The organism is Novosphingobium sp. Sphag1I (assembly GCF_056279125.1).
Genome location: NZ_JBWBQS010000003.1, coordinates 100,214 through 117,616 on the forward strand (window position 1 = coordinate 100,214; position 17,403 = coordinate 117,616).

16 protein-coding genes are annotated in these 17,403 nt (G+C 62.5%); 6 read left to right on the forward strand and 10 right to left on the reverse strand.

Annotated features, from left to right (window positions below; translation table 11 throughout):
• Positions 1-8 precede the first annotated feature (8 nt).
• The 4 genes from ACZ9HU_RS04105 to ACZ9HU_RS04120 form a co-directional block, all read right to left on the reverse strand.
• The gene (locus ACZ9HU_RS04105) at positions 9-1,538 is read right to left on the reverse strand and encodes an XrtA system polysaccharide chain length determinant (RefSeq protein WP_476102609.1); all 1,530 of its coding nucleotides are present in this window, start codon (positions 1,536-1,538) and stop codon (positions 9-11) included.
• Between the two features lie 15 nt (positions 1,539-1,553).
• On the reverse strand, positions 1,554-2,198 hold the full coding sequence (locus ACZ9HU_RS04110) for an XrtA/PEP-CTERM system exopolysaccharide export protein (RefSeq protein ID WP_168602364.1): 645 nt from the start codon (positions 2,196-2,198) through the stop codon (positions 1,554-1,556).
• A 305-nt stretch (positions 2,199-2,503) separates the two neighbouring features.
• Entirely contained in the window at positions 2,504-3,733 is a 1,230-nt protein-coding gene (locus ACZ9HU_RS04115; protein WP_476102612.1) for a pyridoxal-dependent decarboxylase, exosortase A system-associated, read from the reverse strand.
• Entirely contained in the window at positions 3,730-5,298 is a 1,569-nt protein-coding gene (locus tag ACZ9HU_RS04120; RefSeq protein ID WP_476102614.1) for an acyl-CoA ligase (AMP-forming), exosortase A system-associated, read from the reverse strand. The genes ACZ9HU_RS04115 and ACZ9HU_RS04120 overlap by 4 nt, the downstream gene beginning before the upstream one ends.
• 26 nt (positions 5,299-5,324) lie before the next feature.
• On the opposite strand from ACZ9HU_RS04120, the gene ACZ9HU_RS04125 reads away from it, so the two are divergent.
• From ACZ9HU_RS04125 to ACZ9HU_RS04140, 4 genes are all read left to right on the forward strand, one after another.
• Complete coding sequence (locus ACZ9HU_RS04125) at positions 5,325-6,341, forward strand: GNAT family N-acetyltransferase (protein ID WP_476102616.1); 1,017 nt, start codon at positions 5,325-5,327, stop codon at positions 6,339-6,341.
• Positions 6,342-6,459: 118 nt separating this feature from the next.
• Positions 6,460-6,723, forward strand: a complete 264-nt coding sequence (locus ACZ9HU_RS04130) for an acyl carrier protein (RefSeq protein WP_476102619.1) — start codon at positions 6,460-6,462, stop codon at positions 6,721-6,723.
• 27 nt (positions 6,724-6,750) lie between these two features.
• Complete coding sequence (locus ACZ9HU_RS04135) at positions 6,751-7,443, forward strand: hypothetical protein (protein WP_476102622.1); 693 nt, start codon at positions 6,751-6,753, stop codon at positions 7,441-7,443.
• Positions 7,440-8,222 carry a hydrolase 1, exosortase A system-associated gene (locus ACZ9HU_RS04140; protein WP_476102624.1) on the forward strand — a complete coding sequence of 261 codons (783 nt, stop codon included), beginning with the start codon at positions 7,440-7,442 and terminating at the stop codon, positions 8,220-8,222. The genes ACZ9HU_RS04135 and ACZ9HU_RS04140 overlap by 4 nt, the downstream gene beginning before the upstream one ends.
• A gap of 37 nt (positions 8,223-8,259) precedes the next feature.
• Here ACZ9HU_RS04140 and trxB read toward each other — a convergent pair whose 3' ends face one another.
• Positions 8,260-9,234: a thioredoxin-disulfide reductase gene (trxB, locus tag ACZ9HU_RS04145; RefSeq protein ID WP_476102627.1), complete on the reverse strand. Its 975-nt coding sequence runs from the start codon at positions 9,232-9,234 to the stop codon at positions 8,260-8,262.
• A gap of 44 nt (positions 9,235-9,278) precedes the next feature.
• On the opposite strand from trxB, the gene ACZ9HU_RS04150 reads away from it, so the two are divergent.
• Positions 9,279-10,178: a hypothetical protein gene (locus tag ACZ9HU_RS04150; protein WP_476102629.1), complete on the forward strand. Its 900-nt coding sequence runs from the start codon at positions 9,279-9,281 to the stop codon at positions 10,176-10,178.
• Between the two features lie 47 nt (positions 10,179-10,225).
• Here the strand turns inward: ACZ9HU_RS04150 and pobA are convergent, their stop codons facing one another.
• The gene (gene pobA, locus ACZ9HU_RS04155; protein ID WP_476102631.1) at positions 10,226-11,395 is read right to left on the reverse strand and encodes a 4-hydroxybenzoate 3-monooxygenase; all 1,170 of its coding nucleotides are present in this window, start codon (positions 11,393-11,395) and stop codon (positions 10,226-10,228) included.
• Between the two features lie 124 nt (positions 11,396-11,519).
• Between pobA and ACZ9HU_RS04160 the strand changes: the two genes are divergently transcribed.
• Entirely contained in the window at positions 11,520-12,371 is an 852-nt protein-coding gene (locus ACZ9HU_RS04160; RefSeq protein WP_476102633.1) for a helix-turn-helix domain-containing protein, read from the forward strand.
• A gap of 10 nt (positions 12,372-12,381) precedes the next feature.
• Here ACZ9HU_RS04160 and ACZ9HU_RS04165 read toward each other — a convergent pair whose 3' ends face one another.
• The 4 genes from ACZ9HU_RS04165 to ACZ9HU_RS04180 all read right to left on the reverse strand — a co-directional run bounded on the left by ACZ9HU_RS04165 (position 12,382) and on the right by ACZ9HU_RS04180 (position 17,393).
• Complete coding sequence (locus tag ACZ9HU_RS04165) at positions 12,382-14,493, reverse strand: acetate--CoA ligase family protein (protein WP_476102635.1); 2,112 nt, start codon at positions 14,491-14,493, stop codon at positions 12,382-12,384.
• A gap of 24 nt (positions 14,494-14,517) precedes the next feature.
• Positions 14,518-15,369: a p-hydroxycinnamoyl CoA hydratase/lyase gene (locus ACZ9HU_RS04170; protein ID WP_476102638.1), complete on the reverse strand. Its 852-nt coding sequence runs from the start codon at positions 15,367-15,369 to the stop codon at positions 14,518-14,520.
• 194 nt (positions 15,370-15,563) lie between these two features.
• The gene (locus ACZ9HU_RS04175; protein WP_476102640.1) at positions 15,564-16,310 is read right to left on the reverse strand and encodes a FadR/GntR family transcriptional regulator; all 747 of its coding nucleotides are present in this window, start codon (positions 16,308-16,310) and stop codon (positions 15,564-15,566) included.
• A gap of 201 nt (positions 16,311-16,511) precedes the next feature.
• On the reverse strand, positions 16,512-17,393 hold the full coding sequence (locus ACZ9HU_RS04180) for a LysR family transcriptional regulator (protein ID WP_476102643.1): 882 nt from the start codon (positions 17,391-17,393) through the stop codon (positions 16,512-16,514).
• Positions 17,394-17,403: the final 10 nt, after the last annotated feature.

The window sequence follows — 17,403 nt, forward strand, 5'->3', positions numbered from 1 at the left end:
CATCCTCCTCAGGCGATCGTGCCGCGCTGGATGAACTCCATCGCCAGCAAGAGGGCAAACACACCGCCCAACGCCACCGATGCAGCATAGAAGTTGCGGGTGCGGCGAGCCTTGGTCGCGGCGCCCTCGGCGGTCAGCGTTTGCGAAATGGCGCCCAGCACCGGCAGCCCCGTCGAACGCTCCAGCTTGCTGGTGGTCGAGAAGCTCGACTGCAGCTCGCCAGCGGCAAAAGCCACACCGATACCGGCCACAATGCCGCCGGCCAGAACAATCATCAGCAGCAGCGGACGATTGGGCGCAGCAGGCGCGCGCGGCAGAACCGGCGGATCCAGAACGTCAACCTTGGCCGTGCCGCGGGCCGAGACGACCTGACCCTTGAGGCGCAGGTTTTCGCGGTCGGTCAGCATCTTGTCATACTGGCTTTTCAGCACGTCATAGTCGCGGCTGATGTTCTGGGCTTCCTGCATCAGTTCGGGATTGGTGAACTGCTGCGAGGTGATCTGGGCGATTTCCCCCTCGGCGGCGGCGCGGCGGGCCTGCAACGATTGCAGGTTGGCTTGCCGCTCGGCGCGGATCGATTCCAGCGAGGCATAGGCCGGGTTCGGCGTGCCCGATACGGCGCCCGAATTGCCTTCCGCCTTCACCTGTTGGCGCAGCGAGACGATCTGGTTGCGGGCGGTGATCACGTCGGGGTGGTTTTCGGTCAGACCGCGTGCGCGCATCATCGCCAGATCCGACTGAACCTGAGCCAGTTGACCACGCAGGCCGCCGGTCGGGCCATTGACGGCCACGGTCTGGGGCGTGCTGGCCACCTGGGCCTGAATGGCGGCAAGCGAGCTTTGCGCAGCGGCAATGTCGGCGTCCAGGCCACGGATCGAGGCGCGGCTCTGTTCCAGACGCTGGATCAGCGAAACGCCGCCCTGCGCCAGTTCGGGATGCTGTGATTCAAAGGCCAGACGGCGCTGTTCGGCGGCCTGAAGCTCACCCTGACGGTTGGCCAGCTGCTGGTCGAGGAACTGAAGCGTCTGCCTCATTTCGCCCTGACCACCGTTCTGGTTTTCCTCGCGGAAAATGTCGATCAGCTTCTGGACGATATCGCGCGACAGGCGGGCGTTTTCGCCATCGGAAAAGCGCATCGAGGCCGAACGCGCGGTGATCGTGAACAGATTGTCCTGATCGGCGTTGATCTTGATGGCCTTGCCCAGACCCGCAACGGCCCCGTCCATCTGCTTGCGCGTGGTGATGCTCTCACCCAGACGGGTCGAGCGGATCACGCGTTCCAGATTGAGCGTGCCGGTCAGCGAGTCGCGCACCTTGTCGATGGCGGCCTTGCGGTCGGTGTCATTGATGCCGACCTGCGTTGCCAGCGGATCGTAAATCTGCACGAAAATGCGTGCGCGCGATTCGTAGGTGTTGGGCACCATCGAAACGCCCAGCCAGCCCAGCACGCACACCACCCACGCCACAGCGAGCGCAAGCCAGCGACGTTGCCAGATACTGTGCAGCGTAGCCCGGAAATCTTCCAGAAGCGTATTCATCTGACGGCCCCCTGCTTAGAAGATGCTTTCGGGGATGATGATCACATCGCCCGGCATCAGCATCACGTTGGCCTTGGAGTCACCCTTCTTGAAAAGGTCACCAAGGCGCAGCGAAAATTCTTTCTGCTTGCCGGTTGCCTTGTCGAAGCGAACGAGCTTCGAACGGTTGCCGGCGGCAAATTCATTCATGCCGCCCACCGCAATCATCGCGTCCAAGATGGTCATGTTCGCGCGATAGGGGATCGAGGCGGGGCGCCCGGTGGCGCCAACAATGCGGATCTGTTCGGAAAAGGTGCCCGCAAAGCGGTTGACGATGACCGAGACCAGCGGATCCTGAATATATTGGCTCAGCTGAAGCTGGATGTCCTGCGCCAACATGCTGGGCGTCTTGCCCGTGGCGGGCAGGTCCGCGATCAGCGGCGTGGTGATACGGCCGTCGGGACGGACCTGTACGCGCGCGCCCAGCTCAGGGTTGCGCCAGACGAACACGGTCAGCTCGTCCATCGGGCCGATCACGTAATCCTCGCCCGGCCCTTCCTGAAGCGCCACAAAATTGGCGGAGGGCAAACGCGGGGCGGTTCTGGCGTCGGCGCAGCCCGCCATGGCGACGCTGGCCAGCGCAGCTCCGCCAAGCAGCGTTGCAAAACTCTTGCTCGACATGGTCCTTTTCCTCGACGGCGCCGTCCGATTGCCCAACAAGATCTATTCCTGATGGAAGGTACGGCAGTTCAAGGTGCGGTATGGGCAAGAAGGGTAAAGATCCGGTTAGCCATTGTGGCACGAACCGCGGGAATACGGGGCTTTTTGGATAGTGGTCCCAGAAGGGGACAATTGTGGGAAATATCTTAACAGCGCCGATTCTTGCCAAGTCTTGCGAGAACTTTGGCAAGACTTGGCAGGAAACAATTCAGGCGGATAATCGCCAAAGAGGTAAAACAAACCCCGGAAATGCTAGGTATCAAGACCTATAGCAACATCTCGCGCGCTGGCCCCTGTCCCAGAAAGGCCGAAGGGCTGGCGCTGGCCCCATAGGCGCCCGCACAGAACACCGCGACCAGATCGCCCACATCAGCATGGGGAAAGCCCGCCTTGTCGGCCAAACGATCCAGAGGGGTGCAGAGGCAACCCACAACGCTGGCCTCCTCGACCGATTCGCGGCCGAATTGGGTGGCGATGGCAACGGGGTAATTGCGGCGGACGACCGTGCCGAAATTGCCGCTGGCCGCCAATTGGTGATGCAAACCGCCATCAGTGACCAGATAGACCTCACCATGGCTGATCTTGCGATCGACGATACGGGTCAGGTAAACCCCCGCCTCGCCCACCAGATAGCGGCCCAATTCCACGCAGAATTGCGTTTCGCCAAGAACATCGGGCAAGTTGTCGAACTGTTGGCCCAGCGCCTCACCAATCCGGTTTGCATCAACGGGCGTGTCGCCGGGGAAGTACGGAATGCCCATCCCCCCGCCCAGATTGCAATGCGGCAGCCCCACGCCCGCTTCCTCTGCCAGCCTTGCGGCCAGAGCGATGGTTTGCGCCTGCGTTTCGATGACAGCGTCGGAATTGAGCGATTGTGATCCGGCAAAGATGTGAAAACCGCGCCACTCCGCCCCCGATTCGACAATCAATCGGGCAAGGGCAGGCACACGTTCGGCGTCAATGCCAAAGGGTTTGGCCCCGCCGCCCATTTTCATGCCCGACCCCGCAAGGCCAAAATCAGGGTTCACACGGATGGCCAGCCGGGGCGTTTTACCGATCCTTTCGGCAATATTGAGCGCCCGCTGCGCCTCGCCCTCGGATTCAAGGTTGAGCGTCACGCCGCGCATGATGGCGGCCTGCAATTCCATGTCGCGCTTGCCCGGTCCGGCAAAGCTGATGCGCGACGGGTCCAGCCCGGCGTTAAGCGCCATGCCCAATTCGCCGCCGCTGGCAATGTCAAACCCGTCGACCAATTCGCCCATCAAACGCAATACGGGTGCAAAAGGATTGGCCTTCATCGCATAGTGGATGGCCAGCCGTTCGGGCATGGCCGCGCGCAATTCCGCCACCCGCGCGCGCAACATCGCGCCCGAATAGACAAACAGCGGCGTCGCCCCCCCGCTTTGCGCCACCAGTTCGGTGACCTTGGCTCCATCAATCGTCAGAATACCATCGCGCGCCACAAAGCCCGCCGGAATTGGCCCCAAAGGCTTCATGCGTCATGCTCCCGCGAGGATTCCAATTCGACGGCGATCTTCCAGTCCAGCATTTCCTGATACAATCCTGCGCGATCCAATTTTCCATTGGGGCTGATGGGCATGGCATCCTTCCAGTGGATCACCGAAGGCTGCATAAAATTGGGCAGATCGCCCTTGAGGCGGCGCGGCAATTCTTCCGCCGGGTTTTCCGCACCCGGCGCCGCGCGAACGATCAAATGCACCGCATGGCCCAAACGCACATCGGGAATGCCCAAGGCCACCGCTTCGGCCACCAATCCGGTGGCAATGGCGGCGTCTTCAACCTCTTGCGGGCTGATACGGTTGCCCGCCGTCTTGATCATCGCATCGCGGCGTCCGACGAAATAGAGCAGGCCATCGCGGTCACGCCTTACGCGGTCACCGCTCCACACCGCCATGCCGCCATAGGCCGAACCGGCGGGCGCAGGCTTGTAACGTTCGGCGGTGCGCGCCGCATCCTGCCAATAACCCTGTGCAACCAAGGGGCCGCAATGCACCAGCTCGCCTTCCTCATCATCGGCGGCAATCATGCCTTCATCATTGATAACCAGGATTTCGGCATGCGGGATCGCCTTGCCCATGCTGGTGGGATGGGTGTCGATCAAATCGGGATCAAGGAAGGTCGAGCGGAAAGCCTCGGTCAGGCCATACATGGCAAACAGGCGCGCATCGGGGAAAATTGCGCGCAGCCGATGCACCAGATCGACCGTCAACGCCCCCCCGCTGTTGGTCAGCCGCCGCAGTTTGGCCGCCACATGGGTTGGCCATTCCAATTCGGTCAATTGCACCCAGAGCGGCGGAACACAGGCCAGTGTCGTCACATCATGCCGATCGATGGCCTTCACCACATCACGCGGCATCAGGTAATCCAGCGGCACCGCACTGCCACCCGCATACCAGTGCGAGAGCAACTGATTCTGTCCATAATCGAAACTGAGCGGCAGGACGGCCAGCGCCCGATCATCGGGCCGCAGGTCCAGATAGGTCGCCACGCTTTGCGCCCCCAGCCACATATTGGCGTGGGACAGCATCACCCCCTTGGGCCGCCCGGTCGAACCGCTGGTATAAAGGATCGCGGCCAGTTCATCGGGATCGGCCTGCGACGGCGCCATGGGGGAAAAAGCCCTGTTCTCCTCCACCGCCTCGCTCTCGCCCAGCACCGGGCAAGGCGCATCGCCCGGCTCCAGTGTGGCCAGCCGCGCGGGCGTGGCGATCAACAACACCGCGCCGCTGTCGGCCAGAATATGCGCCACCTGCGCCCGCTTGAGCAAGGGATTGATCGGCACATGCACCATGCCCGCCCGCGCCGCGGCCAGAGGCATCAGACAAGTCAGCTCACCCTTGGCCGCCCATGTGGCGATGCGGTCGCCCTTTTGCGCCCGCCCCGTCAGCCACGATGCCATCGCACCGACACGCTCTGTTAAAGCCTTGTAGCTAAGAACACCGTCACGCAGCACCAGCGCAGGATCATCCCCCCTGCCCCGGATCGCCAGATGATCCAGCGGCAAAGGGGCGGTTTCAAGCGAATGACTGTGCGTGACCATGGATTTTCCCGACTTCGGACAGGCTTGTGACCCGGCTCAGCTATCATGCTAACCTTAACGAACTGCAAGGCGATATTGCGCTTTGCGACTGGCTGCGCGCGCCGCAGGCTCCCGGTCCGTTTGATCGGCTGGAATGGTTTACCGCGCTCGAACAACTGGGTGGGGTGAAGCCCTTGCTGGCCGTGGCACGTAATGGCGATGCGATGGCGGTGCTGCCTCTGGCCCGGCGCGAGGATGGGCTGGGGCCATTGTCGAACTGGTACGCCTTTACGGTACGGCCGCGCGTGACGGCGGGCGGCGATGGGCTGGCGCTGCTGTCCGCTTTGACGCGCGATCTGCGGGCAAAGGCGGGGCGGATCACCCTTTGGCCTGTGCCCGATGAAGGGGGCGAAGCCAGCCTGCTGTGCGCGGCCCTGTCGCGGGCGGGCTGGATCGTCGAACGGGTGGAGTGCGACACCAACCATATCCTGAAGGTCAACGGGCGGACCTACGCCGAATATATGGCCTCGCGCCCCGGCCCCTTGCGCACCACGTTAAAGCGCAAGGCGAAGAAGGTTTCGATTACCCTCTACGACGATTTCTCCGCCCAAGCGTGGGACGATTACGAAACGGTCTATGCGCAAAGCTGGAAACCGGAGGAAGGTTCACCCGCCCTGCTGCGCCATTTCGCGCAAGAGGAAGGCAAAGCGGGCCGCCTGCGCATGGGCGTCGCCTATGGCGAGATCGAGGGCCTGAACCAGCCGGTCGCCGCGCAAATGTGGACGGTTGAAAACGCCGCCGCCTATATTCACAAGCTGGCCTATGTCGAGGCGGCCAAGGTGATTTCGCCCGGAACCAGCCTGTCGGCGGCGTTGTTCGAACGGGTCATCGATGGCGACCGCGTCCATACCGTTGATTTCGGCACGGGCGATGATCCCTATAAGCGCGACTGGATGGAAGAATCGCGCCCGCGTTACCGCATCACCGCCTATAATCCGGCGCGGATCGGCCAATGGAAAGCCATTGGAAAATCGCTTTTGCGCCGCGCCCTTAACCGCGCCTGATCGTCCTAGAGAATTTTGAAACCAATTGGCGCTAGCAAGGCAAGGCTTGAGGCAGGCCTTGCAGGAGGCTACCGGGGCATGTTGCGTCAACCCAACAGGAACACCCAGTAGGATCCCTATGCAAAACGATACCGATCAAATGCTCCGCGCCATCCTGAGTGATGTTCTGGGGCTGAAGCCGGGTCAGGCCGATGCTTTCACAGCGCAAACCGGCCTGTTTGGCCACTTGCCCGAACTGGATTCGATGGCGGTGGCCGGGCTGCTTACCGAAATAGAGGATCGTCTGGGCATCATCGTCGAGGATGAAGATGTCGATGGCGATATGCTCTCCGACTATGGCTCGTTGCTGGAATTCGTTTCGGCGCGGCGCAAGGCGGTATAACCCATGTAAGGACACATGTTGCAGGAAATGGCACAATGGTCCTGCCCACTGCCTGGCGGCGGCGCGGTGCAGGAATGGGCCTTAACGCACAGGCCCGACGGGGACGAGAAGGCGCGCCTGCTGATCGTCCCGGCCTTGTTCGACGAAGGCAACAAGATGCGACGTTTCACCGTCGAGGTGATGCGGCGTTTATCCGCCAGCGGGATTGCCTGCTTTCTGCCCGATCTTCCGGGTCTGAATGAAAGCGGCCTGCCGCTTGAGGAGCAAACGCCCAGCGATTGGCAGGCCGCCATGGAAGGCGCGGCGCGTCATTTCGGCGCAACACATATGCTGGCCATTCGCGGCGGCGCTCTTGCCGCGCCACGCGATGTTCCGGGCTGGCATTACGCCCCCCTCGCCGGGGCCAGCCAGTTGCGCCAGATGCTCCGCGCCCGCATCCTTGCCTCGCGCGAAGCGGGCCGCAGTGAGACACAGGACAGCCTGCTCGAACACGGGCGGGTCAAGGGGCTGGAACTGGCCGGATACCGGCTGGGGCCTGATTTCCTGAGCGAATTTGGTGGGATCGTTGCGGATGCCCGTCCCAATGTGCAAACCATCACGCAGGATATGCTGGGCGGCCCCGGATTATGGATGCGCCCCGAACCGGGCGAAGATGCGTCACAGGCCGATGCTCTGGCCGCTGTGATCGCGGTTGGCGTGGCACAGGGAGAATGGGCATGACGCGCCAAATGCTTTCCTTCCCCTGCGAAGGGGCGATGCTTTGCGCCACGCTCGAAATGCCTGAAGGCGTGCCCACGACCGGATTGCTGATCGTATCGGGCGGCAATGAAATCCGTTCCGGCGCATGGGGCAGCCACGCCCGGATTGCCGAGAGCGTGGTGGCCCAAGGCTATGCCGCGTTCCGTTTCGACCGGCGCGGCGTGGGCGACAGCACCGGGACCAATGGCGGCTTCAAATCCTCCACCCCCGATATTTCCGCCGCCCTTGCCGCCTTTCGCGCCGCCGTGCCGTCGATGACGCGCATCATCGCGCTGGGCAATTGCGATGCGGCCAGCGCCCTGATGCTGTCGGGCGGGGCGGGGGTCGATGGGTTGATCCTGTCCAACCCATGGACGTTTGAGGAAGACAGCGCCGGGCCATCGGTGCAGGCGCTGCGCGCGCATTACAAAAAGCGTCTGCTCAGTACCGATGCGGTGATGCGCCTGCTGACGGGCAAAGTATCGCTAGGCAGCCTGTTTGGCTCGCTGCTGCGTTTGGCGCGCCCTGCCCCGCCGCCCGCGCCTCTGGTGCGGCAAATGAGCGATGGGTTGGCCAATTTTGATGGGCCGGTCCACCTGCTGCTGGCGGGCAATGATTCCACCGCGCAAGCCTTTGCCGGGGTGTGGGATGGCAAAGATCCGCGTCTTGCCCGATGCGACGGGGCCAGCCATTCCTTTGTCGAGCCCCATGCAAGGCAATGGTTGATGGATCACATCATCGCCGCGATGCAGGCGGCGTAAAAAAAGGGCGGCGGTTGATCCCGCCGCCCCTCTTTTATCAGGCGTCCGCCTTGGCCTGCGCCGCAAAATCCAGCGCGCCGACAAAGCGCTCCGCATCCAGCGCCGCCATGCAGCCCGTACCCGCCGCGGTGACGGCCTGACGATAGGTATGATCCATAACGTCGCCCGCCGCGAACACGCCAGGGATCGCGGTCTTGGGCGTGCCGGGTTGGACCACGATATAGCCGCTGTCGTCCAGTTCCAGCTTGCCCTTGAACAATTCGGTGGCCGGTGCATGGCCGATGGCGACAAAGGCGCCCTGTGCCGGTTCCACCGACTTTTCACCCGTCACTGTGTCGACCAAAGCAAGCCCCGTCAGGCCCGCCCCGCCAATGGCGGCATCACCGATGAATTCCTCAACTTCCTTGTTCCACAGAACCTTGATGTTGGGATGGGCGAACAGGCGCTCCTGGAGGATTTTTTCCGCGCGCAAGGAATCGCGGCGGTGGATCAACGTCACGTCCTGCGAATGGTTGGTCAGGTACAGCGCTTCCTCGACCGCCGTATTGCCGCCGCCGATCACCACGACCTTCTTGCCGCGATAGAAAAAACCGTCGCAGGTGGCGCAGGCCGAAACGCCCTTGCCCGAAAATTCCTGCTCGCCCTTGGTGCCCAGCCACTTGGCCTGCGCCCCGGTGCAGATGACCAGCGTGTCGCCTTCGTAAACATCGCCCGAATCGCCAATCGCGCGGAACGGAGGGCCCGACAAGTCGATATCGACAATCGTGTCCCACATCATGCGCGTGCCGACATGTTCGGCCTGTGCCTGCATTTCCTGAACCAGCCAGGGGCCCTGCACCGCTTCACGGAAACCGGGATAGTTTTCGACATCGGTGGTGATCGTCAATTGCCCGCCCGGTTGCAGGCCCTGCACCACGATGGGGTTCAAACCGGCGCGCGCGCCATAGATGGCGGCGGTCAGCCCGGCCGGCCCCGAACCAATGATGAGCATGCGAGTGTTATGCGTTGCCATGCGATTCTCTCTTTCCTAACCCGGTCGAAATAGGGATGAGTTGCATGGAAAGCCAGCATCGCATGGCTATTATGGCCGCCAATATTCGCTATACTGCGGCCAAGTCTGGATTTTGTTCACGGCCCCGCACTGACATGACGATGCATCATCACCTTGCCCTCGTTCCGCTTTGCCTTGGCGTGGCTCTGGCCGCGGGGCCTGCGTGTGCGCAGGATGTGGATGTCCCGTCCCCGTTGATCGAATGGCCCGTCGCTCTGCGCGAAACGATGGATATGCGCCTGGAATTGGAGCCTGGCGAAACGGCGGCCCAAATCGGCGAGGAGATGGCGCCCGAAGTTGAGCGCATGCTGGACACGGCCTTGGCCATGAACATTGCCGCCACGGGACAATATACCGGATTTTCGGTCGAAAGCTGGATGCCGGGGGCCGCCAATGGCCGCGATATCGTCGTCAACGGCGTGTCGCATGGCAAAAACAACATGTTCCCCGATCCGGGCGTCAAGTTTCAGGATCTGGGCAAATATGATCTGGGCAATGCCAAACGGGTTGCGGTGGCTGTTCAGCAGCGTTTTGCCGATTCGCGCAACTTGGCCGCCAACCTGAAACTGCGCCACATGTCCGGGCCGGTCGATGTTCAGGTGGACGTAAAGGGCAACAAATCGCTGATCAATCAGAACCCCATGCGCTTCAGCTATAGTTCCAGCGCGTTCTATCAACTCAATTCGGCGCTGGCGCTGGGCATGGTGGCGCGGGGCGATCTGGGCACGCTGGATGATTTTGCGCCGGCGGCGCGCCACGATGCGGGGGCGGTGGCGCGGCTCAAACTGCTGGGCAAGAATTCGGCGCTGTCGGTGGAAACCGGCTATGACATGCGCCTTGGTCCGGGCAGCGCGGCCCAACCGAGCCGCACCTATGCCAATCTCAACTTCAACTGGAAATTGTAAGGGCGGAAGGTTTCCCTCCCGCCCACTCTGACATTACACCAGCATCATCAGACCGGCAGCCCGACGTAATTTTCGGCAATACTGGTCTGCGCCGCCTTGCTGGTGCTGATATAGTCCAGTTCGGCCACCTGCATCGCCCGTTCGAACGGCCCGTCATCGGGGAAACGGTGCATCAGCTTGGTCAGCGTCCAGCTGAAACGTTCCGATTTCCACACGCGGGCCAGCGCTTTGGCCGAATAGCCGATCACCGCATCCTTGTCGGCGCGGCGGAAATAGGCCGTCAAAGCCTCGGCCGCATAATGCACGTCGGATGCGGCAAGGTTCAGCCCCTTGGCCCCGGTCGGCGGCACGATATGGGCCGCGTCACCGCACAGCAACAGGCTGCCATGGCGCATTGGCTCGAACACATAGGACCGCAGCGGGGCGATGGACTTTTCAATCGACGGCCCGCGGGTGATATTGGCCGCCGCATCCGGGCCAAGGCGGATTGCCAGTTCGTCCCAGATGCGATCGTCCGACCAATCCTCGATCTTTTCGGTCAGCGGCACGTCGACATAATAACGGCTGCGCGTGTGCGAACGCATCGAGGCAAGGGCAAAGCCGCGCTCGTGGTTGGCATAGATCAGTTCGTGGTTGCACGGCGGCACATCGGCCAGAATGCCCAGCCAGCCGAAAGGATAGACGCGTTCATATTCCCGCGCAACGCTGGCGGGAATCGCCTTGCGGCTGGGGCCGTGGAAACCGTCGCAGCCGATGATGAAGCGGGCGTCGATGCGATGATCCGCGCCATCCTTCGTATAGGTGACATAAGGCGCATCGGATTCGATATCATGCAGCGCAACGTCACCCGCCTGATAGATCACCTCAAGCCCGCGCGGCGCGGCCGCATCCATCAGGTCCTTGGTGATCTCGGTCTGACCATAGACCACAACGGTTTTGCCCGTCAGGTTGGCGACATCGATACGGATCAGGCGTTCGCCATCGGCTAGGTTGAAGCCTTCCTCAACGAGGCCCTCGGCCTTGAGGCGGCCGTCCAGACCAAGGCGCTCCATCAATTGCACGGTGATCTGTTCCAAAACGCCCGCGCGGATGCGGCCCAGCACATAGTCACCGGTCTGGCGTTCCAGCACCACGCAATCGACGCCTTCGGATTTCAGCAAATGGCCCAGCAACAAACCGGCAGGCCCGGCGCCAATAATGGCGACCTGAGTCTTCATGACATATCTCCCATATTCCACACTTGGCCGACATTTGATCATCAGGCCAATTGACCGGGATATTGACATCGGGCCGTCTTTGCGAAAAGGGATGGGTCGGTCATTCTATTGGCACTTTTCGGACATGCGCAAAACATCCCCCGCCATCCCCGTCTATGGCCTCTTTGGCGAGAGCCATGCGCCGTCTCCCGCCGGTTTTGCGCATATTGAGACGATTGCGGAGCGCTCCAGCCTGCATGATTGGGAAATTTCGCCCCATCGCCACGAACGCGGTATTCAGGTACTTATCGTTAGCGCGGGCCATGCCGAAGTGACATTGGATGGGGCGCGTTTCGCGCTGGTACCCCCCGCCTATGTCGTGTTGCCTGCAGGCAGCGTGCATGGTTTCCGCTTCAGCCCCGGCACGCATGGGCATGTGCTGACGCTTTCGCTCGATTTTGCCGGACGGGCGCGGGGCGCCGATGACCCCTTGCGGCATCTGCTGACCAAGGGTGGGCATGGCACGATGGGCGACAATGCGGCGCGGCGAGTGGAATTGTTGGCGGGGGAAATGAACGCACTGGCGCAGGAATGGCATGACGGCCATCTCTTCCTCGCGCTGGCCGAGGCTTTGGCCCGATCGCTGCCTGATCCTGAATTGGGCGCCCAAAGCGCGGACGACCGCCGCCTCGCGCAATTCCGCCATCTGGTCGAGGTGCATCTGCGCGAACATCGCGGGCTGGATTTTTACGCCAACAGCATCGGCTGTACCCCGCGCACGCTGGGGCGATTGTGCCATGCCCGTCTGGGGGGCAGCCCGCTGGAGGTGATCCATCGCCGTCTGGGCGTCGAGGCGCAACGCCTGCTGCGCTATACCAATGCCAGCGTGACGCAGATTGCGCAGGAACTGGGCTTTGCCGACTCGTCCTATTTTTCGCGCTTTTACCTGCGCGTCATGGGTCAGCGGCCTCAGGCGGAGCGCGACCACTCCGCCTGAGGCGCATCGATTATTGGACCAGCATCAGGGCGTCGAGCGCCACAACGCCCTCACCCACCGGGTGCAGGATCACCGGGTTGAGGTCCATTTCCGCAATCCGCGGTTCGGCCAGCAAGACCGCGCTGATCTGACGGATCAGCCGCGCCAGCGCCGCCACGTCCAGCGCAGGCGACCCGCGATAGCCCTTGAGCAAAGCAGCCTGCTTCAACCCATAGAGCTTTTCGACAATCGCGTCCTCGGACAGGTCAGGCGTGATCAAGGCCACGTCGGCCAGAATTTCCGCCGTCACCCCGCCAAACCCGGCCAGCACCACCGGACCCCATTCGGGATCATTCTTGGCGCCCACGATCATTTCCAGACCGCGCGTGCCCATCTTCTCGATCAGCACGCCGTCCAGAGTGATGGAGGCGTCATAGGCCGCGACATTAGCCACCATTTTCGGGAACGCCGCGCGCACCGCTTCAGCATCGGCCAGGTTGAGCATCACCCCGCCCGCATCCGACTTGTGGCCAAGGGCCGCCGCCTGCGCCTTCATCGCCACGGGATAGCCCACAGCCTCCGCCGCCGCGACCGCTGCCTCGGCATCCGCTGCAAACTGGCCAGAGGGGAAGCTGATCCCCAGCGGGCCAAGCAGCGCCTTGGCCTGATATTCGGCCACCACGCCCGCATAATCGCCAAGGCCGGCGACCGACAGCGCCACCGGGGCCGCATTGGTCAGATCGAGCGCGGCGCGGCGGGTCAGCGCAGCCAGAGCGCGGAAAGCCCGCTCGGTGGTGGGAAACCACGGAATGCCGCGAGCGCGCAGGTCGGCGATATAGTGCGCTGGCATATCCGCGCCTTCGTCAAGTCCTGCAAACACCAGCGGCTTGGTGATCTCGCGCCCGTCGAGAGCGGCCACAATCGCGGGCACCTTGATCTTGGCGGTGATCGGATCGGACTGGATGATGCCAGCCACCACCGCACCCACGCGCGCATCATCCATCAGCGCGCCCAAGGATTGCGTATAGATGATCGGCTGCGACAGGCCCTGTGCGGTAATGTCCAGCGGGTTCGACACCGGCACGAAGGGCGGCAAGGCCGCGCGCAGTTCCGGGCTGTCCTCATCATGCAGATCGGCCAGCGGCAGGCCCAGTTCCTCGGCCAGATCGAGAGTCAGCGCCTTGAACGCGCCCGATTCCCCAAGCACGGCCGCCGAAGGATGGTTCATCGCGGCGCAGCGCACGAGGATCTCGGCTATATCGCCCAGTTCCTGAAGCGTTTCGGCAAAGATCACGCCGGTGCGTTCGACCTTGGCGCGCATCAGCTTGTAATCGCCCGCCATGGCGCCGGTATGCGTGGCCGCGCTTTCACGCGCCGCCGAGGATTTGCCCGGATGCAGCAGCACGATGGGCTTGCCCGCCGCGCGCGCCCGGTCCGCCGCCGCGATGAAGCGGGCCGGATCGCGGAACTGCTCGACGATCATGGCAATGACCGAGGTATCGGCATCATCGACCAGCCAGTCGAGATAATCCTCAACCCCGCTGGCCGCCTCGTTCCCCGTCGAAACCGAGTAGGAACAAGCCAGTTCGCGCGCCAAAAGCGTGGTGCAAAGCACCGCCGCCATCGCGCCCGACTGCGACACCACCGATACCGAGCGACGACCGGCCGGCGGCACAATCGCCGTTTCCACAAAGGTCAGCGGCACGCCGTCGACATGGTTGACCATGCCAAGGCAGTTCGGCCCCTCGATCACCATACCACTCTCGGCAGCAAGGCGGCCAATCTCGGCCTGTTCGGCCATGCCCGCTTCGCCATCCTCGGCAAAGCCAGCGGCGAAGATGATCGCGCTGCCCACGCCCCTTGCGGCCAACCCGCGAATCGTATCCAGCACGAAGGCGCGGGGAATGGCGAGAACCGCCACATCCACGCCGTCGGGCAAAGCGTCCACCGAGGGCAGGCAGGCGCGCTCACCGATCTTTTCCCGGTTGGGATTGATCGGATAAATCGCGCCCGCATATCCGGCACGGTCCAGATTGCTGATCAGCGTCGCGCCCAAGGCGCCCGGCTTGTCGCTTGCGCCCACAACCGCAACGCTGCGCGGCTTGAGCAGGCGAGCAATGCTCGCCCGTTCCAGTCTTGCCATCTTACTGCCCTCTCCGACGGTAGATTACTTGTTGATCTTGGTGATGTCGAACGTGCCCAGACCCGGCTTGAAGGTCTTTTCGTCAAGGAACTGCTTGGTTGCTTCCTTGCGCGCGGCCAGACCGCCAAAACCGTTGAGCGCTTCCTGCGCGCGGATCAGGTAATCCTCGGCATTGTCATAGGTCATTTCGACCATGCGGCGCATCGCCCACTTGGTGGCGCGCAGCGCATTGGCGTCCTTTTTCAGCAGCGCCTCGGCGATTTCCGTCACGCGGGCAACCAGTTGGTCATGCGGCACGCTTTCGGTCACCAGACCCTGCGCTTCGGCCTGCTTGCCGGTCAGGTTCTCGCCCATCATGGCGTGATACATCGCCTTGCGCAGCGGCATCAGTTCCTGCGCCACCTTGGACGCGCCGCCGCCGGGCAGGATGCCCCAGTTGATTTCCGACAGGCCAAACTTGGCATCATCGGACGAAATCGCGATGTCGACGCCAAAAAGCGGGCCATAGGCGCCGCCAAAGCACCAGCCGTTGATCATGCCGATGGTCGGCTTTTCATACCAGCGCAGACGGTTCCACCAGTTGTAGGCTTCGCGCTGGCTCTTGCGGATCGCGCCAAGGCCCTTGGCTTCGTTCTCGCGGAAATATTCCTGAAGGTCCATGCCCGCCGAGAAAGCCGAACCTTCGCCCGTCAGCACGACCACGCCCACGTCTTCGCGGAATTCCAGATCGGCCAGCACGCGCGTCATCTGACGGTTCAGCTTGGGGCTCATGCAATTGCGCTTTTCGGGGCGGTTGTACTTTACCCAGGCGATGCGGTTTTCGATATGGACGGCAACGGTATCTTCTTCGGCGCGATCAATCGTCTGTTCGGTCATGACAGGCTCCTCTCCAAATGGGATGGCGCCGCCGTCTGGGGCGGCGTATGCTATTATTCATAACATTTATCCCGCCCTCGTCAAGCGCCCTTGCACGATGCCATGCAGGCCATTTCAGCGCCCATGACAAAACAGCCCGCCGCGGCATGATGACCGGGGCGGGCTGTTTGAAAACCGAATATATTTCAGGCGTATCAGGCCATGACATCCACCACATCGGCCCGTGCATAGGCCAACAGGATCTGCATCGCACGGCGCGCACCTGCGGCGTCCCCGGCCGCAATCGCATGATGCACAGCCTCATGTTCGGGCAGCGAATTGCGCGGCAGGGGCGAGTTGCTCTGTTTGAAATGGGTGGTCCAGCGTACCGCCGCCCCCACCGACCCGATCAGCGAGGTCAGCGCATCATTGCCCGCCGCCTCCAGCATGGTCGAATGGAAATCCTGATCCGCCGCCTGCCCATCGCCGCAGGCAAGGCCGTGGACACGCATCCCATCAAGCGCCACCTTCATCGCGGCCAAATGCGCATCGGTGCGACGTTCGGCGGCCAGAGCGGCGGCCTCCGGCTCAATAATGCCGCGCAATTCGAACAGGTCGCGCACGAAATTGCGATCCGGCTTTTCCGAAAACATCCATGCCAGAATATCCGGGTCCAGCAGGTTCCACCGCCGCCGGGGCAACACATGCGTCCCGGCCTTGGGGCGGCTTTCGATCAGCCCCTTGGCAATCAGGATGCGGATCGCCTCACGATAGGCGGTGCGCGATACGCCCAGACGCTCGGAGGCATCAATCTCGCCCCCCAAAGAAGAGCCCGGTTCATAGGTGCCGTTGAGAATGGCAATGCCCAGCTGGCGCGCGATGGATTGGTGGATGCGCAATCCTTCGCCGCCCTTGCGCCTGCGCGATCTGGTGGTGGTTGATGGCGGCACTGCTGATGACATTTTCGCAAACTCTCCCTGCACAAACCTTAAGCGCGCAAACCGGCCTGCGCAATGTCTGGGGGGCGCGCAATCCGCAAATCACGCCCTATTTTCGCGCAAATTTGCGCGTTTTCGTCCATTCCCGCAGAAATAATCGCCTATATCGCGCCCACTTGGCACCTCTGACACTTTGCTGCGCAGCAAAATTCTCCGCATGAACGGTTACCCCTCGCCCACAAACATCGACCTATCCTCGGCAAAAGCCTGGTTCAAAACATCGATCACTGCGCGGATACGGGGCATATGGCGCAAATCGGCATGGACCCCCAACCATACTTCACGCGGCGGGCCATAGCCGACGTCCAGCCGCACCAGCCCCGGATCACGGTCGGCCAGATAGCAGGGCAGGCAAGCCACCCCCACCCCGGCGCGCGCCGCCGCCAATTGCCCATCTCGACTGTTGTTGCGCATGGCAACCCGCGCATAAGGCATCATTTCGACCAGCCATTTGGCCTCGCTCTGATGCGATTGATCCTCCAGCACGGTGATGATGGCATGATTGTCGCCGTTCAAATCCTGACCATGCGTCGCCAGATAATCGGGGCTGGCATAGAGCGCGCTGGCCGCCGTGCCCATGCGGCGGGTGATCAGATCCTGACTGTCGAACCGGGTCATGCGGATGGCAATATCGGCCTCGCGCTTGGTCAGATTGAGCGAGCGGCTTTCGGTCAGCACATCCAGCGTGATCGCCGGATAACGCGCCTGTAACGCCACAACCGCGCGGGGCAGCAAGAGGTTGGCGATCACCTCCACCGTGGTCAATCGCACCACGCCCGAGAGCGCCACGTCGCGCCCCTGCACCATGCGCTCAACCGCAATGGCCTCGGCCTCCATCCGCTCTGCATTGCCCAAAACCGCCTCGCCCAGCGCGGTCAATTCATAACCGCTGGTGGTCCGCTGCAACAGGCGGGCGCCATTGCGCGCCTCCATCGCCTCCAGCCTGCGGCTCATCGTCGATTGGCGCACGCCCAGTTCACGCGCCGCGCCCGACAGGCTGCGCGTGCGGGCGATGGCCAGAAAGCTTCGCACATCATCCCAGTCCATTTTTCCACCT